Origin of the sequence: Streptomyces sp. HUAS 31 (genome assembly GCF_028198125.1) — a bacterium.
GTDB lineage: Bacteria > Actinomycetota > Actinomycetes > Streptomycetales > Streptomycetaceae > Streptomyces > Streptomyces chartreusis.
Genome location: NZ_CP116353.1, coordinates 5,501,690 through 5,523,900, shown reverse-complemented (window position 1 = coordinate 5,523,900; position 22,211 = coordinate 5,501,690). Strand labels below are relative to the sequence as shown.

Genomic DNA, 22,211 nt, shown 5'->3' with positions numbered 1-22,211 from the left:
CCGGTCAGGTGGAACGGGCGCCGCCGCCCAGGTCGCCCTTCCAGCGGCGGTAGAGGCGGTGCTCGACACCCGCCGCGTCCAGGACGCGTCCGGCGACGAAGTCCACCAGGTCCTGGATGTGCGTGGCCCCGGCGTAGAAGGCGGGCGAGGCGGGCACGACGGTCGCGCCCGCGTCGTCCAGTGTCACCAGGTGGCGCAGCGTCTGCCCGTTCAGGGGCGTCTCCCGTACGGCGACGACGAGCTCGCGCCCCTCCTTCAGGGTCACGCTCGCCGCCCGCTGCAACAGGTCCTTGGACAGCCCGAGCGCGACTCCGGCGACGCAGGCGGTGGAGGCGGGCACGATCAGCATGCCCTTGGTGGCGTACGACCCCGAGGACGGCCCGGCGGCGAGGTCCCCGGCGTTCCAGTACCGGACGTCCTCGATGTCCGCCTCGAAGGTCCCGGGCTTGCCGTCGGCGCCCCGCGCGAGCCATTCCCGCAGGTCGTCCTGCCAGTGGCCGTCCCGGAAGGAGATCCCCGTCTCGTCGAGGAGGGTGAGCCGTGACGCCCGGCTGACGACCAGGTCGACGCTTTCCCCGGCGGCGAGGAGCGCGCGGAGCACGGCGGCGGCGTATGGGGTGCCGGAAGCGCCGGACACCCCTACGATCCAAGGCGTACGCGCCGTCTCTCCTGGCTTGACTGGGTTCACGACACCGAGCCTATCCGGCGTGGCGGGGTGGGAACCGACCAAGGGGTGCCAGGCGTTCCCGTTTGGGGACGAGTTGGGCAGTGGGGGTTGCCATGCCGGACATGTGGGACGCGCGGCGCGAGGTGTCGCGGGGTGACCGGGCGCTGACCGCGGCCAAGCTGATGGCGGGCTGGGTGGCACTGCTGTGGCTGCTGGAAGTGGCCGACGTGATCAGCGGGCACGCGCTGGACGGCTTCGGCATCGTCCCGCGCACCCCGTCGGAGCTGGTGGACGTCGTCCCGGCCGCATTCATCCACTTCGGCTTCGCCCATGTCGCCGCGAACAGCGTGCCGCTGCTGGTCCTCGGCTTCCTCGCGGCGCTCGGCGGCATCCGCCGGTTCGCCGCGGTCTGTGCGCTGATCGTCGTCGCGGACGGGCTGGGCGTGTGGCTGATATCCCCGTCCGGCACCAACACCGCGGGCGCCTCGGGCCTGATCTTCGGCCTCTTCGGCTTCCTGCTGGTCACCGGGTTCGTCGAGCGGCGTCCGCTCGGTGTGCTGGCCGGCCTGCTGGTGGCCGCGGTCTGGGGCGGCTCGATCCTGGCGGGGCTCGCCCCGACCCAGTCCGGCGTGAGCTGGCAGGGGCATCTGGTGGGGCTGGTGGCAGGCGTCGCGGCGGCGTTCGTGTTCCGCCGCCGCGGCACCGTCCCCCGTGGGGAACTCGCGGTCTAGGCCCCGTCAGACGGTGAGTCCGCGCACCAGCAGATCCAGCAGCGCGCACACGAACAGGGCGATCCCGATGAACCCGTTGACGCTGAAGAACGCCCTGTTCAGGCGGGACAGGTCATGGGGGCGGACGATCGAGTGCTCGTACACGAAGGCGCCGGCCACGATCAGCAGGCCCAGCCAGAAGAAGGCGCCCGCGTCGGTGGCGAGCGCGTACCAGGCGAACAGGGCCGTGGTGACGGCGTGGCAGACCCGCGCGCCCCAGATCGCCGCGGGGATGCCGAAGCGGGCCGGGACCGACATGACGCCGATCTCGCGGTCGGTCTCGACGTCCTGGCAGGCGTAGATCAGGTCGAAGCCGCCGATCCAGATGCCGACGGCGAGGCCGAGGATCACCGCGTCCCAGGACCAGGTGCCGGTGACGGCCAGCCAGCCGCCGACCGGGCCCATCGCCTGGGCTAGGCCGAGGATGGCCTGGGGGAAGTTCGTGAACCGCTTGCCGTAGGGGTAGACCACCATCGGGATCACCGCGATGGGGGCGAGGGCCAGGCACAGCGGGTTCAGCAGGGCGGCCGAGCCCAGGAAGACCACCAGGGCGATCAGGGCGCCCGTCCAGGCGTGCCGTACCGACATCGCGCCCGTGACCAGCTCGCGGTGCGCGGTGCGCGGATTGCGGGCGTCGATCTCGCGGTCGATGATCCGGTTCACGGCCATCGCGAAGGTCCGCAGGCCCACCATGCAGATCGTCACCAGCAGCAGCCGGCCCCAGTGGATGTTCCTGTCCAGTTGGAACATCGCGCTGAGCGCGGCGATGTACGCGAACGGCAGCGCGAACACCGAGTGCTCGATCATGACGAGGCGGAGGAACGCCTTCGTGCGTCCTGGCTGCGGAATCGCGGCGGAGGCGCTGCTCACAGGCCGTACTCCTTCCAGCGGCGGTCGACCTTCGCCGCCGTCTCCGGGTCGGACTCGACCATGTCGGGCCAGCCGCCGTCGCGGGTGTAGCCCTCCTCGGGCCACTTCCTCGTCGCGTCGATGCCGGCCTTGCCGCCCCAGAACTGCTGGTAGGAGGCGTGGTCGAGATGGTCGACGGGACCTTCGACGACGGTGAGGTCGCGGGCGTAGTCGGTGTTGCCGAGGGCCCGCCAGGAGACCTCGTGCAGGTCGTGCACGTCGCAATCGGAGTCGACGACCACGATCAGCTTGGTCAGGGACATCATGTGCGCGCCCCAGATCGCGTGCATCGTCTTCTGGGCGTGCTTGGGGTACTTCTTGTCGATCGAGACGATCGCGCAGTTGTGGAAGCCGCCGGACTCCGGCAGGTGGTAGTCCACGATGTCCGGGACGATGATCTTCAGCAGCGGCAGGAAGAAGCGTTCCGTCGCCCGCCCGAGGGGCCCGTCCTCCGTCGGCGGCCTGCCCACGACGATCGACTGGAGCAGGGGCCGGCGGCGCATCGTCACGCAGTCGATCTTCAGGGCCGGGAAGGGCTCCTGCGGGGTGTAGAAGCCGGTGTGGTCGCCGAAGGGGCCCTCCGGCAGCATCTCTCCCGGCTCCAGCCAGCCCTCCAGCACGACCTCGGCCTGCGCGGGGACCTGGAGCGGGACGGTCTTGCAGTCGACCATCTCGATCCGCTTGCCGGCGACGAAGCCGGCGAACAGGTACTCGTCGATGTCACCGGGCAGCGGGGCGGTCGAGGCGTACGTCACCGCCGGCGGGCAGCCGAAGGCGATCGCGACCGGCAGCCGCTCCCCCCTGCGCGCCGCCACCTGGTAGTGGTTGCGGCTGTCCTTGTGGATCTGCCAGTGCATACCGATCGTGCGCTTGTCGTGGCGCTGGAGGCGGTACAGACCGAGGTTGCGGACGCCGGACTCCGGGTCCTTGGTGTGGGTGAGCCCCAGGTTGAAGAAGGAGCCGCCGTCCTTGGGCCAGGTGAACAGCGCCGGCAGCCGGTCGAGGTCGACCTCGTCGCCGTGCAGCACGACCTCCTGCACCGGCGCGCTGTCGGACTTCACCTTCTTCGGCGGTACGTGCGTCATCGCGCCGAGCTTGCCGAAGGCCTCGCGGACACCGACGAAGCCGTGCGGCAGCTCGGGCTTCAGCAACCCGCCGATCTTGTCGGAGATGTCGCCGTAGGACTTCAGTCCCAGGGCTTTCAGCAGCCGCCGGTCGGTGCCGAAGACGTTCATCGCGAGGGGCATCGAGGAGCCCTTCACGTTCTCGAAGAGCAGCGCGGGACCGCCGGACTTCTGGACCCGGTCGACGATCTCCCCGACCTCCAGATACGGATCGACCTCAGCCTTCACACGCTTGAGGTCGCCCTCGCGCTCCAGCGCCCTGAGCAGGGAACGAAGATCGTCGTAAGCCATGGGGTCAAGTATCCCCGAGCGGCTACCCTGGCCCTTACCCCGGGGGCCGTGCCCCCGGTCCGCCGACCGTTTCGCTGAGAGGGCCCATGCTCCGGGTGCTGATGTTCCTCGTGCCACTGGCGCTGAGCGTGTACGCGTTCATCGACTGCATCAGCACGAAGGAGGACGACATCCGCCACATGCCCAAGCCGCTGTGGGCGATCCTCGTGCTGGTGTTCCCGCTGGTCGGCTCGATCTCCTGGCTGATCGCGGGCAAGAAGCGCAGCCCGGCCGCGGAGGGCTGGTCCGGCGTACGGGACCGCGGGCGTCAGCAGTGGGTCGCGCCCGACGACAACCCGGAGTTCCTGAAGTCCCTGGGCGACGAGGACAAGTCGGCGGACGAGGACGACGACAGGAAGAAGCGCGACGAGCCCTGACCGGGCCCGGCCGAAGAGGCCGACGTCACCGCTTGACGCAGGTCTCCCTCAGCTGCCGCAGCCGCGCCGCCTCACGTTCGGCCGCCGTGCGATGGCCGAGGTCGAGGGCCATCGTGCCGCGCCCGTAGACGTAGAAGGCGTCCTCGCGTGTCCGGCGGTCCAGGCCGCGCGCCCGGCACAGGGCCTGGTAGTGGACGTCCAGGGAAAGCCGGGTGGCCGACATCCAGTCGCGGGCCGGGACCGTCAGGGCCTCGCGCAGCACGTCCTTGAAGTGGTCGCGCGTCAGCCGGTCCGCCGCGTCCGGGCGGGCCCCACCGGGGCGGTACGGGTGGTCCCCGAGGTCGTCCGCCCACTCCTCCAGCGTCCGCACGGCGTCCTCGGCGGCATCGAGGTCACCCCCGGCGTACGGGAGCTCGCACACTCCGGCGGCCAACTCCCGCGCCTGCCCGGCCCGTTCCTCCTCGCCGCACGCGGCCACGAACGCCGCCAGCACATCCCCCCGCTGCCGCAGCTCGGCGATCCGCCAAGCCCGCTCCCACCACACCATCGACCCTCCCCGCCCCCGGCGTTCCTGGTGATCACCGGGCCGGGCCACACAACACCGGCCGGCGCCCGCAACGCCACCGAATTACCGGGGCGGGGCGGCGCGGAGGCCCGGGCGAGGAGCGCGAGCCGTACGACCGTGCCGCCCGGCCGTCAGCGGCGAGATGCCCCTTCGCGCGGGCGCGGCGCCGGTTCGCCCGACGACGACAGCCCGCGCACATGGACACGGTGACCCGCCTCGACCCCACGACGGCGAGAGCCGCTTCACGCTCCGCCGCCGATCCCGCTCGCCCCTTCCCGCCGTTGCCTGCGCGGGTCCGCCGCTGGAGAGTGAGGGCATGGATCAGTCGGAGGCACGCGAGTGGCTCGCCACCGCGCTCGCGGAGGCACGCACCGGGCTCGCGGAGGGCGGCATCCCCATCGGAGCCGCGCTGTACGGGGCCGACGGGACGCCGCTCGGGCGCGGCCACAACCGCAGGGTGCAGGACGGCGACCCGTCCATGCACGCGGAGACGGCCGCGTTCCGGGCGGCGGGGCGGCAGCGGTCGTACCGCGGCACGACCATGGTGACCACCCTTTCCCCCTGCTGGTACTGCTCGGGCCTGGTCCGGCAGTTCGGCATCTCCCGGGTGGTGATCGGCGAGGCGGTCACGTTCCGGGGCGGACAGGACTGGCTGGCCGGGCATGGTGTGGAGATCGTGCTGCTCGACGACCCCGAGTGCGTCGACCTGATGCGTGCCTTCATCGAGCACCATCCCGACCTGTGGAACGAGGACATCGGTGACTGACCGACGCCGTACCCCCGGCACCCCCCGCATCCCGACCGTCGACCTGCGGCCCTGGCTGAACGGTGACGCCGAGGCCCGCGGGGCCATCGCCCGCACCGTCGACGAGGCCCTGCGGACCGCAGGGTTCCTGCTGGTCACCGGGCACGGCGTGGACCCGTCCCTGCGCGCCCGGATCCGCACCGCCGCGCGCGCCTTCTTCACGCTTCCCGCCGAGACCAAGCAGGCGTACGAGGTGAAGGTCGGCGGACGGGGCTGGCTCGGGCCGGGCGCGGAGGCCAACGGCTACTCGGAGGGCACCGAGACCCCGCCGGACCTGAAGGAGTCGCTGAGCTTCGCCACGCACGAGCCCTTCGAGGACCCGGTGGTCAACGCCGAGTGGTACGCGCCGAACGTCTGGCCCGGCGAGGTGCCCGAACTGCGGCCGCTGGTCGAGGAGTACCTCGCGCGGATGGGCGAGCTGGAGAACCGGCTCCTCGCCCTGCTCGGCGAGGCCCTCGGCCTCGAACCCGACTTCTTCACCCGGCACATGGACCACCCGACGTACGGCTTCAACATCAACTGGTACCCGGGCAGGGAGGTCCTGGGGGAGCCGGAGCCGGGTCAGTTCCGCATCGGGCCGCACACCGACTTCGGGACGGTGACGATCCTCGACCGGCAGGCGGGCAAGGGCGGCCTTCAGGTCTACACGGACGACGGCGGCTGGGAGGACGCGCCCTACGACCCGGCCGCGTTCACCATCAACATCGGCGATCTGATGGCCCGTTGGACGGGTGACCGGTGGCGGTCGGGGCGGCACCGGGTGCTGCCGCCGCCCGCGGACGCGCCCGCCGAGGAACTGATGTCGCTCGTGTACTTCGGGGAGTGCACGCCCGGCACGATCGTCGAGTCCGTACCCGCCCCGGTGGGCCGGGTGGCGCACCCGCCGGTCGACTCCCACGTGTATCTGCGGCAGCAGCTCGACTCGATCACCGTCGACCGAACCGGCTGACCATCGTCGCCCGAACCGGCTGGTCAACTCGATCCGGCCGGTCGGCCCGTCCGATCGCGGACCGTTTCCGAGAAAGGGTTGCCTCGTTGGGCGGGATACCACCCTTTCGGGTGTGTCCCCCGCCGCGAATGGAGCCGCCCGTGCGAATGACTGACATCCAGCGCTGCGAGGTCCGGCCAGGACGACTCGTCGAATGGACGTTCAGTCCGGCGAGTGTCGCGGCGGCGGCGGACCTGCCGGAGGACTCACGGCCCCCGGCGTACATCCAGGAGTCGCACATCAGGACCGCCCGGTCCGTGCGGGACGGCGGACTGTTCGTCCCGACCTGGCTCGGCACGGCCTTCGACATGCCGGGCCGGGCCGACCTCGACGCGCTACAGGAGGCGCTGCGCGACTGGACGCTCCGGCACGAGACGCTGCGCAGCGGCTTCCGCTGGTCCGGCGCGGCCGGCGACGGGATGCACAGGTTCACGCTCGACGCCGACGCCGTCTCCCTGCACCGCACGGAGGTCGGCGACTTCACCGACCCCGACGACCTGGTCCGCCACCTCCAGGACCGCTTCGACGTCACGGCGGACGCGCTGCGCTGGCCCAACTTCATCTACACGGCCGTCGTCCGGGACGACTCCACCAGCGTGTACATGGCCTTCGACCACAGCAATGTCGACGCCCAGTCCATCCACCGCATCCCCGCCGAGCTCCACGAGCTGTACACGGCACGGCTCGCGGGCACGTCCCCGCAGCCGGCGCCGGCCAGCAGCTACGTCGACTTCTGCGAGATCGAGCGCACGGACGCCGACCGGATCGACGACCGCCACGAGATCGTCGCCCGCTGGCGGGAGTTCATCCGCCGCTGCGACGGCCGGCTGCCGAACTTCCCCGTCGACCTAGGTCTCGACCCCGAGGCCGGCCTGCCCACCCAGAAGCTGCTGCGCGAGGAGCTCACCGACCCGGACACGGCCGCCGCGTTCGAGGCGTACTGCCGCCCGTACGGCGGGAGTTCGGTCGGTGTCCTGGCCGCCACCGCCCTCATCGTCCACGACCTCGGCGGACAGCCGGTCTACCGCACCGTCGTGCCGTTCCACACCCGGGTGAAGTCCCGCTGGACCGACTCGGTGGGCTGGTACGTCGGCGGCGCGCCCATCGAGATCCCGGTGGAGCAGGCGTACGACCTGCCCAGCGCCCTGCGCACGGTCCGCGACGCGCTGCACGCCGCCCGGCATCTGGCCCGCATGCCGCTCGCCCGGGTGCTGCACCTGCTCGGCACGGACTTCCGCCCCACCTCGCCCGACCTGTACTCGATCGTCTCCTACGTCGACACCCGCGGCACCGCCGGCTCCGGACAGTGGACCGAGCAGAAGGCGTACGGGCTGATCAGGGTGTCGTACGGCGACCAGGTGTGCGCCTGGGTCACCCGGCTGCACGAGGGCCTGTGGTTCGCCGGCCGCTACCCGGACACCGACGTGGCGCAGAAGAACATGCGGCTGTACGTGGAGCGGCTGCGGGACGTCATCGCCTCGACCGTCCGCCAGGCCTAGTGCGGCCCTTCAGGGACCGTCTCCAACGCCTCGATCAGCAACTCGAAGCGCGCCCGCCAGCGCTGCTCCGTCTCCGCCTCGCCCTGGAACTCGTGGGTGAAGCGGAGGGCGGCGCCCGACGCGCCGTCCCGTTCCAGGTGGAACCTGATCCGGCCGCCCTCCACCGTGTACTCGGCGACCCGGTCCACGTCCCAGGCGGTGATCTGCCCGCTGCCGAAGTCGCGCAGGTCGACCTCGCCGCCGAGGCGCGGTTCGAGGACGTCGACCGGAGTGCACCAGGACGTGAGCCCCTCCGGGGTGGCGAGGCTCGGCCAGACCGCGTCCATGGGCCGGGGAAGCCGCACCAGGAAGTGCAGGATGTGGGTGTTCCCGTGGGTCTGGCTGATGCCCTGCTCAATCGAACCGGTCATGACACCAGCCTGACCCCGCCGCGCCCGAAGCGCACCCCTTACGGGCGCTGACCTGCGGAAACGGCCACGGTCCGGTCGCTTTCGGTACGGGCCTAAACGCCTGCGTACGAGTGCTTGCCGGAGACGAAGATGTTGACGCCGTAGTAGTTGAACAGCCAGCAGCCGAAGGCGATGAGGACCAGATAGGCGGCCTTGCGGCCCTTCCAGCCGGCCGTGGCGCGGGCGTGCAGGTAGCAGGCGTAGGCGACCCAGGTGATGAAGGACCAGGTCTCCTTGGGGTCCCAGCCCCAGTAGCGGCCCCAGGCGTCACCCGCCCAGATGGCGCCCGCGATGATCGTGAACGTCCACAGTGGGAAGACGGCGGCGTTGACGCGGTAGGAGAACTTGTCCAGGGACGCCGAGGCGGGCAGCCGGTCCAGGACGGAGTTCGCGAAGCGGCCCGGCTTGCCGCCGTTCGCCAGCTTGTTCTCGTAGCTGTCCTTGAAGAGGTAGAGCAGCGTGGACATCGCGCCGACGTAGAACACCGCGCCGCAGAAGATCGCCGTGGAGACGTGGATGTACAGCCAGTACGAGTGAAGGGCGGGAACCAACTGGTCACTGGCGGTGTACAAGACAGTGACGGCGAGGCCGAGATCGAGGAGGACCGTGGTGATCAGGAACAGCCCGAGCCAGCGCACGTTCTTCTTCAGCGCGAGCAGCGCCAGGTACACACCGACGGCGACCGTGGAGAAGGTGATGTTGAACTCGTACATGTTGCCCCACGGCGCCCGCTGCACCGACAGGGCCCGCGTGAGCACACCGCCGAACTCGACCAGGAAGGCGAGGACGGTGAGGGAGATGGCGATACGCCCGTAGAGGTCGCCCTGCTCGTCCCCGCCGTGGGCGCCGGGCCCGTCCGGGACGTCCCGCTGCCCGGCCGTGGCCCGCACGACGACCTTCGGCCGCTCCAGTACGGCGGTCGAGCCGCCCTTCTTCACGGTGACGGCGGGCGCCGCGGCCTTGGCGGCCTTGGCCGGGGTGAGCGCGGCGGCCGTGCGGCCGACCTTGCTGCGGCTGCCGAGGAGCCATTCGGCGATGTACGCGAAGAAGGCCAGGGTGTAGACGGCCATCGACGAGTAGATCAGCGTGTTGCTGATACTGGCGAGGTTCTCGTTGGTGGCGGCGGCCAGATCGGTTGCGGCGGCGAGAGTCACTTCTCAGCCCCTTCGGCAGGTACGACTTGGGGGTCGGGGGAAGCTTCGGATTCTGCGGGGTCGTCTTCGGCATCGGGTGCGCCCGGCGCCTGCTCGTAGAGGATCCCGGCGAGGTCGCCGAGCTCCTCGGGCACCTTGGCGGACTCGCTGCGGCCGAGGCCGGCCATCTCGACGACCGTGACGCCGTCGCTACCGGTGGCGGCCCGCACCCACACGCGGCGGCGCTGGATGAACAGGGAGGCGGCGAGGCCGAAGATCGCGGCGAGGGAACCGGCGAGCGCCCAGCCGCTGCCGGGCTGGCGGGCGACCTGGAAGCCGGCCCACTCCTTGATCTCCTTCTCGAAGGTGACCGTGCCCGCGCCGTTGGGGAGCTTCATGGACTCGCCGGGCTTGAGGTTCTCCCGGACCTGGGCGCCCTTGGCGTCCTTGAAGCCCTTCAGGTTCTTCTTGTTGAGCTGGTACACGCTCTGCGGGATGCCCGCGTCGACCCCGAGGTCGCCGTGGTACGCCTCCAGGTTGATCACCGGGTTCAGCAGCGCGGGGAACTGCGAGGCCAGCTCGTTGCCCTTGACGTAGGTGGGCAGGAAGAAGGCCTGGAAGCCGAGCTGCTCCCGCTCGCCCTTGGCGTTGCGGTAGCCGTCCATGACCTTGATCGCACCGGTGGAGGTGACATTGCCGTCGAGGGGCAGCAGGGGCACGGCGTCGCGGTAGACGATGTCGCCCTTGCCGTCGCGGATCGTGATGACGGGGGCATAGCCGTGGCTGACGAGGTAGACCTTCGAGTCGCCGATCTCCAGCGGCTCGTTGACCTTGATGGTGGTCTTCTTGTCCTTGCCGTCGGCGCCGACGCTGTAGCTGATGTCCGCCTTGTAGATCCGCGGGGTGCCCTTGTTGGGGCCGGACGCCTCGTAGGTGCCGGTGAAGTTCTTCAGGTTGAAGCTGAACGGGTCCAGGTCGTCCTGGGTGAAGAGGCTGCCGGACTTGAAGTCGTCGTACTGGGTGAGGGTGTTGGAGAACCCGTCGCCCTCGACGACCAGCTTGTTGCCCTCGGATTTGAACAGCTGGCCCCAGGCGAAGGCGATCAGCATCACGATCAGCGCGATGTGGAAGGCGAGGTTGCCGATCTCGCGCAGATAGCCCTTCTCGGCGGCGACGGCGTCACCGGTGAGGTGGGCGCGGAAGCGGCGCTTCTTCAGCAGGGCGAGCGCGGCCTCGCGGACCTGCTCGGGCTCGGCCTCGGTGCGCCAGGTGGTGTAGGCGGGCAGCCGGGTCAGCCGCTTGGGGGCGCCCGGCGGCCGGCCGCGCAGCTGGCCGACGAACTGCCAGGTGCGCGGGACGATGCAGCCGATGAGGGAGACGAACAGCAGGATGTAGATCGCGGAGAACCACACCGAGCTGTAGACGTTGAAGAGGCCGAGCTTGTCGTAGATCGGGGCGAGCGTCTCGTGCGCCTTGCGGAACTCGGCGACCTTCGTCTCGTCGATGCCGGTCTGCGGGATGAGCGAGCCGGGGATCGCGCCGAGCGACAGCAGCAGGAGCAGCAGCAGCGCGACCCGCATCGAGGTGAGCTGCCGCCAGAACCAGCGGGCCCAGCCGATGACACCGAGCGAGGGCAGATTGGGGGCGTCCTCGGCGGGGGCGGTGGAGAGCTGGGAACCGGCGGCGCCCAGGTCCTCGTCACCCGCGGCCGGCGTGCTGTCGGGCGCGCTGGTCTTCGTCTCGCTCATCGATCAGATCCCCACAGTGAAGCCGTTGGACCAGACCTGCATCTCCTGCACGATGCGGTCCCACGCGCCGGTCAGCAGCAGCACACCGGTCACGATCATCATGGTGCCGCCGACGCGCATGACCCAGGCGTAGTGACGCTTGATCCAGGCGAAGGCGCCGAGCGCCTTGCGGAAGGCTACGGCAGTGACGACGAACGGAATGCCCAGACCGAGGCAGTAGGCGACGGTCAGCAGGGCGCCGCGTCCGGCGCTGGCCTCGTTGATGGCGAGGGTCTGCACGGAGGACAGGGTCGGGCCGATGCAGGGCGTCCAGCCGATGCCGAAGAAGGCGCCGAGCAGGGGGGCGCCGGCGAGTCCGGTGGCGGGCCGGGTGTGGAAGCGGAACTCCCGCTGGGTCAGCCAGGGCATCAGGCCCATGAAGAAGACGCCCATCAGGATCATCAGGACGCCGAGGATCTTCGTCAGGAGGTCCTTGTTCTCCTGGAGGGTCGAGCCCCAGTAGCCGAACAGGGCCCCGCCGGAGACGAACACGACGGTGAAGCCGAGCACGAACAGGGAGGCACCGGCGACCATCCGCCAGCGCCGGGCCTCGGCCAGGTCGGTGCCGCTGACTCCGGTGACGTAGGAGAGGTAGCCGGGGACCAGCGGCAGGACGCACGGGGAGAAGAAGGAGACGAGGCCGCCGAGCACGGCGATCGGCAGCGCGAGGAGCAGGGCGCCGTGCATGACGGTGCCGTTGTAGGTCGCGCCCTCGGCGAGCGTGGACAGTGCGCTCACGTCACTTCTCCGCGAGGACGGGCTTGATCATGCTGCGCAGGGTGTCCTCGCCCAGCGGCATCAGCGCCCGTGCGGCGATCTTTCCCTCCCGGTCGATGACGAGCGTGGAGGGGATCGCCTGCGGGTTGAGCGTGCCCTTCTTGAAGCGGAGCATCTGCTTGCCCGTGGGGTCGTACAGGCTCGGGTAGGTGACCCCGAACTCCTTCTCGAAGGCCTTCGCCGGGGTGGTGCTGGTGTCCCGGGTGTTGATGCCGACGAACTCGACGCCCTGGCCCTTGACGTCCTCGTAGACGGTCTGGAAGTTCTTCGCCTCGGCCCGGCAGGGCGGACACCACGATCCCCAGACGTTGATGACGAGGATCTTGCCCTTGTAGGAGGCGGTGTCGAGCTGCTTGCCGTCGATGGTCTCGCCGGAGAGGGCCGGCGCCGCGGCGCGCTTGCCCTGGGCGACGGTGTCGATGCCGTTGTTGCCGGTGACGAAGTTGGTGTCGCCGCCGCCACCGGACGTACCGCCCGAAGTGCACGCGGACAGGACCAGCGCGGCTGTGGCGGCGCCGGTGGTGGCGAGCAGGGCGGTACGGCTACGGGCGCGACGGGCGGCACTCATGTGAAAAGTTTCGCATGTCCGTTCCGGGGATCTTGCGCACCCCCCTCCCGGGCGCAAAACCGCATTTCAGGCAGCGTTTTGGGTGCCTTCAGAGGAGCCCGAGGAAGAGCCGGTGGAGTCGGCCTTCAGGAAGGACTTCCAGCCCCCGGCGGGCTGTTGCCCGACTTCCAGAGTGCGCAACTTGTCGAGAATGTCCGGCTTCTGTACGTCCATCCAGTCCACGAACTGCCGGAAGGAGACGAGTCGGACGTCCGCGCCCTTCTCCTTCTCCCGCGCGATGTGCTTCAGGGCCTCCTCGACGGCGTCCATGTAGATGCCGCCGTTCCACTGCTCGAAGTGGTTGCCTATGAAGAAGGGCGCCCGGTTCGACTCGAATGCCCGCTTGAAGCCCTGGATGTACGCCTGTGCCGACTGCTCGCGCCAGGCCGGGTAGTTGTGGCTGGGCGCGTTCGTCGAGTTGACCGACTGGTTCGCGAGCATGTTGTAGTCCATCGACAGGACCTCGAAGCTGCGGCCGGGGAAAGGTATCTGCTGCAACGGCAGGTCCCACAGCCCCTGCTTCTTGTCCGGCCACACCTGACGGCCGCCGGGCGAGGAGGCGTCGTAGCGCCAGCCCAGCTCCTTGGCGGTGGGCAGCAGGTTGTCCTGGCCGAGCAGGCAGGGCGTACGGCCGCCGACGAGCTCCTTGTCGTAGTCGAAGGGCAGCGAGGGCAGATCGGTCCACCCGGAGTTCGTCCGCCACTCCTTGACGAAGGACTTGGCCTGGTCTATCTCGCTGCGCCACTGCTTCGGGGTCCAGTTGCCGACGGTGCCGGTGCCGCCGCAGAAGTGGCCGTTGAAGTGCGTGCCTATCTCATGACCTTCGAGCCAGGCGCGCCGCACGCCCTTCAGCGTCTGCTTGATGTGGTCGTCGGTGAGGTAGCCGATGTCGGAGGCGCCGCGCGGGTTGTTCGGCGGGTCGTAGAGCCGCTTCTTGCTCTCGGGCAGCAGATACAGCCCCGAGAGGAAGAAGGTCATGTGCGCCTCGTGCTCCTTGGCGAGGTCGAGGAAGCGCGGGAAGAGTCCGTTGCCGACCTCGCCGGCGCCGTCCCAGGAGAAGATGACGAACTGCGGCGGCTCCTGGCCCGGCTCCAGCGGCTCCGGCTTGGCGGGCTGGTTCGGCTGCTTGCCGGTGAAGGAGGTGGAGCCGTCGCCTATGGGGCGGGCGCGGTCCGTCTGGGCGCCCGGCTTGTTTGCCGAGCCGTCCCCGGAACCCGATGACCCGTTCGAACCGTCTGACGAGGTGAGGGTGCCGCACCCCGCGAGTCCGAGGCCGGCGGCCGCTCCGGCACCGAGTCCGATGGCTCCCCTTCGGCTGAAGTTGCGCATTGCTGCCCCGTCCGTCGTGCTTGCTCTGGTGGTCACCCAGTCAGAGGGCACGACGAACGAGGAGGTTCCTCCAGATCACGGAGGATTCGAAACAAATGTCACAAAGGCGTCTTAAGCGCCGAAAGCCTTGTCCTTCCCCTTCACCGGCTGGGCGCCGGCGCGGAGATGGGCGGGCACGAGATCGATGGCGGGCTCGGTGTAGCCGACGGACACGATCCTGTCGCCCTGGTACGTGAAGGTCGTCAGGGACGCGAGGGTGCACTGCCGCTTGCGCGGGTCGTGCCACAGCCGGCGCCGCTCGACATAACTGCGCACGATCCAGATCGGCAGCTGATGACTGACCAGCACGGCCTCGTGCCCGCGGGCGGCGTCCTTGGCGGCGTCCAGCGCGCCCATCATGCGCACGACCTGGTCGACGTACGGCTCGCCCCAGGACGGCCGGAACGGGTTGACCAGGTGCTTCCAGTTCCCGGGCTTCTTCAGCGCGCCGTCGCCGACGCCGAAGGTCTTGCCCTGGAAGACGTTGCCGGCCTCGATGAGCCGCTCGTCGGTCGCGAGGTCGAGCCCGTGCGCCTTGGCGATCGGCGTCGCCGTCTCCTGCGCCCGCTCCAGCGGGGAGGCGCACACATGGGTGACGTCACGGGGGGCGAGGTGCTCGGCGACCCGGTCGGCCATCTGCCGGCCGAGCTCGGAGAGGTGGTAGCCCGGAAGCCGGCCGTAGAGGATCCCGTCCGGGTTGGCCACCTCGCCGTGCCGCATCACGTGGACGACGGTGACGTCACTGTCGTTCTTGTCGATGTCGTTCTCGTTGATGTCGTTCTCGTTGATGTCGCCGCTCATTCCGCCGTGGCCTCCGCCGCCGCTCGGGCCGCCGCCGGGAGGGCGTCGGCGATGCGCTGGACCGCCTGCTCGTCGTGCGCCGTGGACACGAACCAGGACTCGAAGGACGAGGGCGGCAGATAGACGCCCTGCGCCAGCATCGAGTGGAAGAAGGCAGTGAAGCGGAAGGATTCCTGCCGCTTGGCGTCCTCGTAGTTGCGGACCTCACGGTCGGTGAAGAACACCGAGAACATGTTGGAGGCGTTCTGCAGCCGGTGGGCGACGCCTTCCTTGGTGAGGGCCTCGGTGACGAGGGTCTGGACGGTCCGCGACACCGCGTCGACCTTGGCGTAGGCGGCCTCGTCGAGGAGCCGCAGCTGAGCGAGGCCCGCGGCGGTGGCGATCGGGTTCCCGGACAGGGTGCCCGCCTGGTACACGGGGCCGGCCGGGGCGAGGTGCGCCATCACATCGGCGCGCCCGCCGAAGGCCGCGGCCGGGAAGCCGCCGCCCATCACCTTGCCGAACGTCATGAGGTCGGGCCTGACCCCGTCGACGCCGTACCAGCCGGCGCGGCTGGTGCGGAAGCCGGTCATGACCTCGTCGGAGATGTACAGGGCGCCGTTCTTGTGGCAGGCGTCCCGCAGCCCCTCGTTGAAGCCGGGCTGCGGCGGGACGACGCCCATGTTGCCGGGCGAGGCCTCGGTGATGACGCAGGCGATCTCGCCGGGGTGCCGGTGGAAGGCCTCGTGCACGGACTCCAGGTCGTTGTACGGCAGCACGATGGTGTCGCCGGCCTGGGCGCCGGTGACGCCGGGCGTGTCGGGCAGCGCGAAGGTGGCCACACCCGAGCCGGCGGCGGCGAGCAGCGAGTCGACGTGCCCGTGGTAGCAGCCGGCGAACTTGATCACCTTGGTGCGCCGGGTGAACCCGCGGGCGAGCCGGATGGCCGACATGGTGGCCTCGGTGCCGCTGGAGACCAGCCGCACCTGCTCCAGCGGCTCGATCCGGTCGACCATCTCCTCGGCGAGCGCGACCTCGCCCTCACCGGGCGTGCCGAAGGAGGTGCCGCGGGAGACGGCGTCCTGGACGGCGGCGATCACGTCCGGGTGGGAGTGCCCGAGGATCATGGGTCCCCAGGAGCAGACGAGGTCGACGTACTCACGCCCGTCCGCGTCGGTCAGGTACGGACCGGTGCCGGACACCATGAAACGGGGCGTACCGCCCACGGCGCGGAAGGCGCGCACCGGGGAGTTCACGCCGCCCGGCGTGACGGCGGCCGCACGGTCGAACAGAGCCTGCGAGGCAGGCGCATCGTATGGATAGGGCGTTCCTGAAGAGGGCGCTTCGCTCATGGCCTGCGACTACTCCGACCTTCTCTGACCTACTCCGATGATCTCGGACTCCGGTTGCCAGTGACCTCCTCAGGGTAGGCCAGCGGTCGGCGACGCCCGCGGGCCGCTACCGGCGCGGGGAGCGGTCGCCCCGTCCTCCCGCACCCCTGGCGCCCCTGCCTTCACCCGCCGTCACCTCTCCGGGAATCTGCGAGACTGGACGTGATACACACAGCTCATGCGGGGCGTGGTGATCGGGGACTGAAAAGATCCCGCGGACAGGTGTTTCAGCGCACGTTTCGGCGGGCGGCCGTGGGGGAGGTCACTGACACGATGATCGGGTTGCGCGGCGGGGCCTGCGCGTCCTAGAAAAGCAGTCGGGTGGAGATATGCATCGCGGTGGCGGACTGGGCGAGGGGACTGATGACCTGGGTCCTCGACGTGCCCGGCGGGGAAAGCACCGGCGCGACGCGGAGGATTCGAACGAAGCACGCCAGGGACACGTTGTACCAGGTATGCCAGACGCAACGGGTGTACCGGGTGTACCGAGTGAGCACGAGCCGTTCGACCGGCGGATCGACGGCCAGGTCGACCGTCTCCGGGCGGGGAGCAGGAATGGTGGTCGGGTGGGGGTGACGTACAAGTACTTCGGCGCGCCGGACGGCGCCACCGCTGCCCGCGTCCCCATCTCCATGCGGCCCGAGGAGCTGGGCGGCGACGAGCTCGGCATGAACGGCATGTTCACCAAGATCAAGCCGGAGACCATGGCGGCGATGGTGCTGACCGGCATCGAGGGCGTGCCCCTGCACAAGGTGCCGCCGCTGGAGCTTGTCGTCCTGCACCCCGACTACGCGGTCGTCAAGCTGCCGATGACGGTCGTCGACCCGCTGCGGGGCATAGGAGAGGAAGCGGTCGGCGCGGCCGCCTTCATCTGGTCGACGGTGCCGGACCGGGGTGGCCCGCGGGACGCGTTCAACGTGTACCAACTGCTGCACGAGTGGCAGGACTTCTCGCACCGGTTGCATGAGGCGGGGCATCAGCCTTATTGCCTTGTGTGGCCGTGAGCTGGGATTTCATTGGTTTCGGGCGAGGTTTTCGGGCCTCGCCCTTTTTGGTGCCGGAGCGGGCCCGTTAGGCGGAACGGACACATTGGTTTCGTTGGGGGCGCTGATATGCCCTGGGCTACGGGCGGCTCGCCGTCGTCCTTTTGGACCCGTCGATCCAGCAGCCTGTGGGCCCTGAGTAGGGGCTGCGGCCGTAGTACTGGCGAACGAGAAGTTGGACCGTCCGGCGCGAGCGACGCGGATCAACGAGCCGCGCCTGGTTGATCAGCATCGGGCGCCCGTGGGGAACGTGCGTCGGGAGCGTGAGCCACTGCTGTCGGGATGGACTGTCCAGGGCGGCGAGACGAGCGCGGTGCTGGTAGTCCCGCCGAGTGAACTGCACATCGTTCAGAACGATCCAGCGGTCGGCGGAGAACAGTTTTGCCAGCGTGGACAGCCTGGGAAACAGGTTGGGTTGGTCGATCGCGCACAGCCCGCCCGACGCATCGGCGATGGGCGGCTCAGGTACTGATGAGGCGGCTGTCGAAGCCGGCGCCCAGGAGGCGCTCGTAAGCGTCATGCACGTCCCCCGGTACGTCCTGCTCGACGGCGAAGCCGAGCTTCGGGTACTCGATCACCCGTTGCAGGTCCCCCACGAGCATGTCGACGACGAGCTTCTCGTCGCCGATCGACTTGATGTAGTCGTCCAACTCCAGCGACTCGGAGGCGCATACGACCTCGGCCTCGGGCCACAGCTTGCGGCAGGTCGCGTACGAGCGGCGCTCCATGTACGGCTTGGAGATCAGCAACAGCGACTGCACTTCCACCCCGGCCTCGGCCAGCAGTTCGTGGGAGAAGGTGATGTTCTGGCCGGTGTTTGCGGCCTTCGACTCCACAATGATCGCCTCGTCCGGCACCCCCAGACTCAGCGCGTGCTCGCGGTAGTGGACGGCCTCGCCGCGCGGAAAGCGAACGCGGGTGGTGGGGCTGTTGCCGCCGCTGAAGACCACGACCGGGAAAAGGCCAGCGCGGTAAAGGCCGACGGCAGTAGTCGCGACCCCGAGGTCGTGGCTGCCCAAACCGATCGCCGCCGAGCAAGGGCGCAGCTCGTGGCCCATCTGGTGGTAATTCCAGATCAGCGTCGCGTCGTGGAACTGCTCGTCGGTGATCTGGCGCTGCTGCTGCTCCGGCACTGGCACTCCCTGGCTCATCCTTGCTGGCCCTTTCGGATGCCCTCAATACTGCGCAGCTGGTGGCTCAGCCCGTACTGTCGGGCCACCTGTACCGCCTGATCGAGGACGAACAGCCCATCATTCCGGGTCGCCGCATCCGACAGAAGGATGTGCCCGTACGCGGTGTCCAGCCTCACCCGCTGCATCGGGGAGTCGACCGTGCCGGTGGTGCGCGCGATGTCGATGCAGTGCAGTGCCTGCTTCAGGTCACCGGCACCGCGATGGGCCAAGGCCAGCTTCTGGTGGGCGACCGACCAGTCTTCCGGCTCGCCCAAATCCTCGAATGCACGAGTGGCTGCCGTCATCGCGTTGGTGGCGTACTCGTTGTGGCCCTCCTTGCTCAGCGCCGTACCCACCCACAGCCGCGCCTTGGCACGGTCACGCGGGCTCAGGCGCTGGTCCCCGGCAAGAAGTTCGTAGTGACGAGCGGAGGATTCCAACTCGCCCGACATCTCCTGAACGACGGCCAGGGACAGCTCGATCTGAGCCACCCGGCGTGGAATGTCGAGCTCGGTGAACATGCCGTGGGCGGTCAGGTAGGAGTGGCGGGCGGAGAGCGGACCGAGGATCGCGCCCTGATCGCGCTGGAGGTCGCCCAGGAGTACGAGCGAACGGCCGTACAAATAGAAACCCTTGTCGTCCAACTGCTGGGGTGCACGGCTGCCCATCCAGCGATTCAACAGGGTCGAGGCGAACGGGAAGTCCTGACGGCTGATGCAGACAACAGCGCGCTCGATGTCCTCGCTCCAGGTCTCGTAGTCCGCCGGCCGCGCGCTCTTTCGCTCAGGGAACAGTGTTGCCTCGAAGCGGGCTTGGGCGGCGGAATCCGCCCGTGCGAGTGCGGTGTCGAGGATGGCCTGGGTGTCCGGTCGGGGCTGGTTCTCCGTGCCGAGGCTCTCCCACTTCGCAACCGTGCGCAGCGCGACACCGAGGTGCTCGGCGAAAGCACGCGTGCTCATACGCAACGCGGCGCGCAGGGCGCTCGCCTCCCGACCTGTCCATTGCTGCACGCTGACCACGGATGACCTCCCTCCGTCACGTATGGAAGCACCGTCTGTGACGACGTGGGGTGGGAAGTGCAACGGAAGTACAACAGCAGGTCATTTCGAGTCCGTTCACGACGGCCGACGCTATGGGCATGGACGACGACCTCATCACCGAACGCCGCCCCGTCGCTTTTCCTCAGGTGTTCGGCTACCTACGCCCCGTCACCGGCGGGCTGTCCCGTCACGCGGCACTCGTCGACTGCCTGACCGAGTACTGCGAACTGCACGAACTGGCTCTGTGCGGTGTCTTCGCCGAACGCGACTCCACGATGACCATCCAATCCCCGGCCTTCGTCGGTCTGCTCGACGCGCTCGAACTCCCCGATGCCTACGGTGTTGTGGTTCCGGCTCCCAGCCACCTCGGCCCGAAGGGCCTCGGCACCGAGCGGAAGCGGCGGATAACAAAAGCAGGCGCTCGTCTGATCGTGGTCCGCCACTTCACACCGACCACGGAATCCACTTCTTCGCTCGGCGCGAGCTACAGCTTCTGGCCTCAGGGGGATGCGTGATGTCCGTGCGCGATGCGTTGCGAAGAGCACCCATGGTGAATGACGTGCCGGGGCTGCGGCTGCTGAAGGTCGGCGACGGCTGGGACGTCGTGCGCACCTCCGCCGAGATCGGCCTCCTGGCCCTGGCCTACCTGCGCTGCACTGGTACTTCCGTCGGCCCCGTGCTCTACGACAGGCCCAACGGGCGTCTCTACTACGCCGTCCCGACCGGCACCGCAACCAGCTGGGACGATCTGCCGGTACGGCACCTCTCCACCAACTCCTGGCTCGTCGCGCCGGGCCTGGAGCTGCTCGACGACTGGTTCGGCGGGTGGTGCGAGCTACCCGACGACGACACCCTCACCGACACGGACGCCCTCCGCGCTGCTCTCCAGCACCCGTACGTCACCGCGCCCATGGGCGAAGCGCGCGCCGGCGCCTACCTCTAAAACCCGGGCCCCACGCCTCTCTTAGAACCCGGGCCCCACGCCTCTCTGCCCCAACCTCAAGGGGACACCTGTGACAACCCACCTTGTCTCACCGAACACCGTTCTTGCCAACGCACTTCTCCGCGCCGAGGACGTCCTGACCCCACGCATCCTGGCCGCTCCGTCCGAGCGGATCGTGCTCGTCGTAGGCACTCAGATCAACGGCGCCCCGCATATCGGCACTTCCCTCGTACAGTCCCTGGCCTTCGCCATAGCCGCCCGCCTGCGCGACCGCTTCGGCATCCCGACCGAGGTCCTCTTCAGCGCCCTCGACAACGCCCCGTACGACCTGGCCATCGACCCCGCCAGCGGCCACCGCTACCAACGCGCCTATGCCCAAGCCCTCGGCGACACGGCCGTGGCCGACCTCGTCAACGCCCTCTACCAACCTCTCTTCACGGCGCTGTCCCGGCGCCTGGGAATCCCGCACCGCATCGAGACCTACACGCAGCAGCAGGCCGGCGAGCACTTCCGCCGAACCTGGCTACGACTGCTCCCCCGCCTCGACGCCGCCCGCTGGTGGCTCGCCCCCTCCACTGGCACCCCGCACCTGCGCATCCCCTGCCCGCACACAGGCTGCGGCTGGGCGGAGAAACACGCGGAACGCACACGAGTCCATCTCACCGACCGAGGAGACGCCACCGTCGTCGCCGTCTGCCTCCACCACGGCCCCTACCGAACCACCATCACACCCACCGCCGGTGCCTATCTCGACCTGGCCACTCTCTACCGCAATCTCGTCAAGGAACTCGCCCTCACCGGCGCACCGCCCCATGGGACGCTGCACGTCATGGTCAAGGGCGGCGACTGGATCTTCGGCTCCCTCCTCGTCGACGAAGCTCTCCAGGCCGTCGGCCTCACTCGCGCCCAACTCCCCGCCCGCCTCTTCTGCCCGCAGGTCGTCACCGACACCGGCGCGAAGCTGTCCAAGTCCCTCATCCGTGAAGGCCGTGCCCCCTTACCGGAAGGCGCCGCCGACTGGATGTTCGACACCCGGCAGTGGCCCGGCACCGTCCCCGAGTACGCCGATCAACTGCTGGCCACGGCAGAAACTCTGCTGTCCGACCCGCGACACTTCTTCCGCTCGTACTCCGCAGCCGAGATCGGTCGCCTGATCACCACGCCAGCACCCAGGAGCATCCCCGCCCGATGAGCAACACCACCCCACGCGTCCACGAACTCAACCTCTACCGCCAGTACTTCGATCTCGTGGCCGCCGGCGCCAAGACCATCGAAGTACGCGTCAAATACCCCCACCTCGCCGACCTCGCCGCTGGCGACACCATCCGTTTCCGGATCAAAGGGACCGACGAGACCTGTCATGTGAACATCCAACGTGTCACCGAGTACGCCGACTTCGAAGCCATGCTCGACGGCGAGGGGTCGGACAACGTCAACCCGACGGCCACCCGCGACGACCAACTCGCCAACATCCGGAACATCTACCCACCCGAGAAGGAAGCCCTCGGCGTCCTGGCCATCCGGATAAAGCTCAGCGGCTGACGCACTGCGAGCAGCCTCTCGTCTAGGCATCGCCCTCCGCTCCTGCCGTCCAGCTCCACTACCCGCATGCCAGGCGTTTCCCCCATCGGCACCGCTGCCACTGAACGGACACTCGACTCGGCGCCTTGGACGGCACTCTCGACGA

At 69.2% G+C, this 22,211-nt stretch carries 24 protein-coding genes and 1 pseudogene; 10 read left to right on the top strand and 15 right to left on the bottom strand.

From position 1 onward, the window contains the following. Positions 1-4: 4 nt before the first annotated feature. Complete coding sequence (locus PGH47_RS24710) at positions 5-637, bottom strand: UbiX family flavin prenyltransferase (protein ID WP_443048531.1); 633 nt, start codon at positions 635-637, stop codon at positions 5-7. A gap of 143 nt (positions 638-780) precedes the next feature. Here PGH47_RS24710 and PGH47_RS24705 point away from each other — a divergent pair, with 143 nt between their 5' ends. Then, on the top strand, positions 781-1,398 hold the full coding sequence (locus PGH47_RS24705; RefSeq protein WP_271665266.1) for a rhomboid family intramembrane serine protease: 618 nt from the start codon (positions 781-783) through the stop codon (positions 1,396-1,398). Positions 1,399-1,404: 6 nt separating this feature from the next. Here the strand turns inward: PGH47_RS24705 and mqnP are convergent, their stop codons facing one another. Together mqnP and PGH47_RS24695 are read right to left on the bottom strand one after the other, a co-directional pair. After that, positions 1,405-2,307, bottom strand: coding sequence for a menaquinone biosynthesis prenyltransferase MqnP (mqnP, locus tag PGH47_RS24700; protein ID WP_271665265.1), 903 nt, complete (start codon positions 2,305-2,307; stop codon positions 1,405-1,407). Further along, complete coding sequence (locus tag PGH47_RS24695; protein ID WP_150500515.1) at positions 2,304-3,761, bottom strand: menaquinone biosynthesis decarboxylase; 1,458 nt, start codon at positions 3,759-3,761, stop codon at positions 2,304-2,306. The genes mqnP and PGH47_RS24695 overlap by 4 nt, the downstream gene beginning before the upstream one ends. An 86-nt stretch (positions 3,762-3,847) precedes the next feature. Between PGH47_RS24695 and PGH47_RS24690 the strand changes: the two genes are divergently transcribed. Beyond that, on the top strand, positions 3,848-4,177 hold the full coding sequence (locus PGH47_RS24690) for a PLD nuclease N-terminal domain-containing protein (RefSeq protein WP_271665264.1): 330 nt from the start codon (positions 3,848-3,850) through the stop codon (positions 4,175-4,177). A gap of 25 nt (positions 4,178-4,202) precedes the next feature. On the opposite strand, the gene PGH47_RS24685 is transcribed toward PGH47_RS24690, so the two are convergent. Further along, positions 4,203-4,724, bottom strand: coding sequence for a hypothetical protein (locus tag PGH47_RS24685; RefSeq protein WP_271665263.1), 522 nt, complete (start codon positions 4,722-4,724; stop codon positions 4,203-4,205). A 334-nt stretch (positions 4,725-5,058) separates the two neighbouring features. Between PGH47_RS24685 and PGH47_RS24680 the strand changes: the two genes are divergently transcribed. From PGH47_RS24680 to PGH47_RS24670, 3 genes are all read left to right on the top strand, one after another. Further along, a complete protein-coding gene (locus tag PGH47_RS24680) occupies positions 5,059-5,508 on the top strand; it encodes a nucleoside deaminase (protein WP_271665262.1) in 450 nt (149 codons plus the stop codon). Beyond that, the gene (locus PGH47_RS24675; RefSeq protein WP_271665261.1) at positions 5,501-6,496 is read left to right on the top strand and encodes an isopenicillin N synthase family dioxygenase; all 996 of its coding nucleotides are present in this window, start codon (positions 5,501-5,503) and stop codon (positions 6,494-6,496) included. Before PGH47_RS24680 ends, PGH47_RS24675 begins: the two co-directional genes overlap by 8 nt. 140 nt (positions 6,497-6,636) lie before the next feature. Beyond that, complete coding sequence (locus tag PGH47_RS24670; RefSeq protein WP_271665260.1) at positions 6,637-8,034, top strand: condensation domain-containing protein; 1,398 nt, start codon at positions 6,637-6,639, stop codon at positions 8,032-8,034. Here the strand turns inward: PGH47_RS24670 and PGH47_RS24665 are convergent. The 8 genes from PGH47_RS24665 to hemL all read right to left on the bottom strand — a co-directional run bounded on the left by PGH47_RS24665 (position 8,031) and on the right by hemL (position 16,287). Further along, a complete protein-coding gene (locus PGH47_RS24665; RefSeq protein WP_271665259.1) occupies positions 8,031-8,444 on the bottom strand; it encodes an SRPBCC family protein in 414 nt (137 codons plus the stop codon). The genes PGH47_RS24670 and PGH47_RS24665 overlap by 4 nt on opposite strands. A 92-nt stretch (positions 8,445-8,536) precedes the next feature. Beyond that, positions 8,537-9,637, bottom strand: a complete 1,101-nt coding sequence (ccsB, locus tag PGH47_RS24660; protein ID WP_271665258.1) for a c-type cytochrome biogenesis protein CcsB — start codon at positions 9,635-9,637, stop codon at positions 8,537-8,539. After that, positions 9,634-11,364, bottom strand: coding sequence for a cytochrome c biogenesis protein ResB (gene resB / locus PGH47_RS24655; RefSeq protein ID WP_271665257.1), 1,731 nt, complete (start codon positions 11,362-11,364; stop codon positions 9,634-9,636). The genes ccsB and resB overlap by 4 nt, the downstream gene beginning before the upstream one ends. Before the next feature lie 3 nt (positions 11,365-11,367). After that, entirely contained in the window at positions 11,368-12,141 is a 774-nt protein-coding gene (locus PGH47_RS24650; RefSeq protein ID WP_030944790.1) for a cytochrome c biogenesis CcdA family protein, read from the bottom strand. A gap of 1 nt (position 12,142) precedes the next feature. After that, positions 12,143-12,748, bottom strand: a complete 606-nt coding sequence (locus PGH47_RS24645) for a TlpA family protein disulfide reductase (RefSeq protein WP_271665256.1) — start codon at positions 12,746-12,748, stop codon at positions 12,143-12,145. Positions 12,749-12,814: 66 nt separating this feature from the next. Then, the gene (locus PGH47_RS24640) at positions 12,815-14,116 is read right to left on the bottom strand and encodes a hypothetical protein (protein ID WP_271665255.1); all 1,302 of its coding nucleotides are present in this window, start codon (positions 14,114-14,116) and stop codon (positions 12,815-12,817) included. A 111-nt stretch (positions 14,117-14,227) separates the two neighbouring features. Next, a complete protein-coding gene (locus tag PGH47_RS24635) occupies positions 14,228-14,956 on the bottom strand; it encodes a histidine phosphatase family protein (RefSeq protein WP_271665254.1) in 729 nt (242 codons plus the stop codon). Then, positions 14,953-16,287, bottom strand: a complete 1,335-nt coding sequence (gene hemL / locus PGH47_RS24630; protein ID WP_126900747.1) for a glutamate-1-semialdehyde 2,1-aminomutase — start codon at positions 16,285-16,287, stop codon at positions 14,953-14,955. Before hemL ends, PGH47_RS24635 begins: the two co-directional genes overlap by 4 nt. A gap of 605 nt (positions 16,288-16,892) precedes the next feature. On the opposite strand from hemL, the gene PGH47_RS24625 reads away from it, so the two are divergent. Continuing rightward, the gene (locus PGH47_RS24625; protein ID WP_003974483.1) at positions 16,893-17,330 is read left to right on the top strand and encodes a hypothetical protein; all 438 of its coding nucleotides are present in this window, start codon (positions 16,893-16,895) and stop codon (positions 17,328-17,330) included. Positions 17,331-17,508: 178 nt separating this feature from the next. Here PGH47_RS24625 and PGH47_RS24620 read toward each other — a convergent pair. From PGH47_RS24620 to PGH47_RS24610, 3 genes and pseudogenes are all read right to left on the bottom strand, one after another. Continuing rightward, positions 17,509-17,802, bottom strand: a pseudogene (locus PGH47_RS24620) (WbqC family protein); the annotation flags it as partial. Positions 17,803-17,830: 28 nt separating this feature from the next. Further along, positions 17,831-18,520, bottom strand: a complete 690-nt coding sequence (locus tag PGH47_RS24615) for a YdcF family protein (protein WP_271665253.1) — start codon at positions 18,518-18,520, stop codon at positions 17,831-17,833. Then, complete coding sequence (locus tag PGH47_RS24610) at positions 18,517-19,560, bottom strand: helix-turn-helix domain-containing protein (protein ID WP_271665252.1); 1,044 nt, start codon at positions 19,558-19,560, stop codon at positions 18,517-18,519. Before PGH47_RS24610 ends, PGH47_RS24615 begins: the two co-directional genes overlap by 4 nt. 119 nt (positions 19,561-19,679) lie before the next feature. On the opposite strand from PGH47_RS24610, the gene PGH47_RS24605 reads away from it, so the two are divergent. The 4 genes from PGH47_RS24605 to PGH47_RS24590 all read left to right on the top strand — a co-directional run bounded on the left by PGH47_RS24605 (position 19,680) and on the right by PGH47_RS24590 (position 22,066). Continuing rightward, on the top strand, positions 19,680-20,096 hold the full coding sequence (locus tag PGH47_RS24605) for a recombinase family protein (protein ID WP_271665251.1): 417 nt from the start codon (positions 19,680-19,682) through the stop codon (positions 20,094-20,096). Between the two features lie 32 nt (positions 20,097-20,128). Then, a complete protein-coding gene (locus tag PGH47_RS24600; protein WP_271665250.1) occupies positions 20,129-20,524 on the top strand; it encodes a hypothetical protein in 396 nt (131 codons plus the stop codon). Positions 20,525-20,594: 70 nt separating this feature from the next. Beyond that, complete coding sequence (locus PGH47_RS24595; protein ID WP_271665249.1) at positions 20,595-21,716, top strand: hypothetical protein; 1,122 nt, start codon at positions 20,595-20,597, stop codon at positions 21,714-21,716. Beyond that, positions 21,713-22,066 carry an ASCH domain-containing protein gene (locus PGH47_RS24590; RefSeq protein ID WP_271665248.1) on the top strand — a complete coding sequence of 118 codons (354 nt, stop codon included), beginning with the start codon at positions 21,713-21,715 and terminating at the stop codon, positions 22,064-22,066. Before PGH47_RS24595 ends, PGH47_RS24590 begins: the two co-directional genes overlap by 4 nt. Positions 22,067-22,211: the final 145 nt, after the last annotated feature.

Bases quoted from the DNA above. Each gene is read 5' to 3' on its own strand.
- PGH47_RS24645 (WP_271665256.1), bottom strand. From the start codon at position 12,748: ATGAGTGCCGCCCGTCGCGCCCGTAGCCGTACCGCCCTGCTCGCCACC.
- PGH47_RS24635 (WP_271665254.1), bottom strand. From the start codon at position 14,956: ATGAGCGGCGACATCAACGAGAACGACATCAACGAGAACGACATCGAC.
- PGH47_RS24705 (WP_271665266.1), top strand. From the start codon at position 781: ATGCCGGACATGTGGGACGCGCGGCGCGAGGTGTCGCGGGGTGACCGG.
- PGH47_RS24680 (WP_271665262.1), top strand. From the start codon at position 5,059: ATGGATCAGTCGGAGGCACGCGAGTGGCTCGCCACCGCGCTCGCGGAG.
- hemL (WP_126900747.1), bottom strand. From the start codon at position 16,287: ATGAGCGAAGCGCCCTCTTCAGGAACGCCCTATCCATACGATGCGCCT.
- PGH47_RS24690 (WP_271665264.1), top strand. From the start codon at position 3,848: ATGCTCCGGGTGCTGATGTTCCTCGTGCCACTGGCGCTGAGCGTGTAC.
- PGH47_RS24685 (WP_271665263.1), bottom strand. From the start codon at position 4,724: ATGGTGTGGTGGGAGCGGGCTTGGCGGATCGCCGAGCTGCGGCAGCGG.
- PGH47_RS24615 (WP_271665253.1), bottom strand. From the start codon at position 18,520: ATGAGCCAGGGAGTGCCAGTGCCGGAGCAGCAGCAGCGCCAGATCACC.
- resB (WP_271665257.1), bottom strand. From the start codon at position 11,364: ATGAGCGAGACGAAGACCAGCGCGCCCGACAGCACGCCGGCCGCGGGT.
- PGH47_RS24605 (WP_271665251.1), top strand. From the start codon at position 19,680: ATGGACGACGACCTCATCACCGAACGCCGCCCCGTCGCTTTTCCTCAG.
- PGH47_RS24665 (WP_271665259.1), bottom strand. From the start codon at position 8,444: ATGACCGGTTCGATTGAGCAGGGCATCAGCCAGACCCACGGGAACACC.
- PGH47_RS24590 (WP_271665248.1), top strand. From the start codon at position 21,713: ATGAGCAACACCACCCCACGCGTCCACGAACTCAACCTCTACCGCCAG.
- PGH47_RS24640 (WP_271665255.1), bottom strand. From the start codon at position 14,116: ATGCGCAACTTCAGCCGAAGGGGAGCCATCGGACTCGGTGCCGGAGCG.
- PGH47_RS24600 (WP_271665250.1), top strand. From the start codon at position 20,129: ATGGTGAATGACGTGCCGGGGCTGCGGCTGCTGAAGGTCGGCGACGGC.
- PGH47_RS24695 (WP_150500515.1), bottom strand. From the start codon at position 3,761: ATGGCTTACGACGATCTTCGTTCCCTGCTCAGGGCGCTGGAGCGCGAG.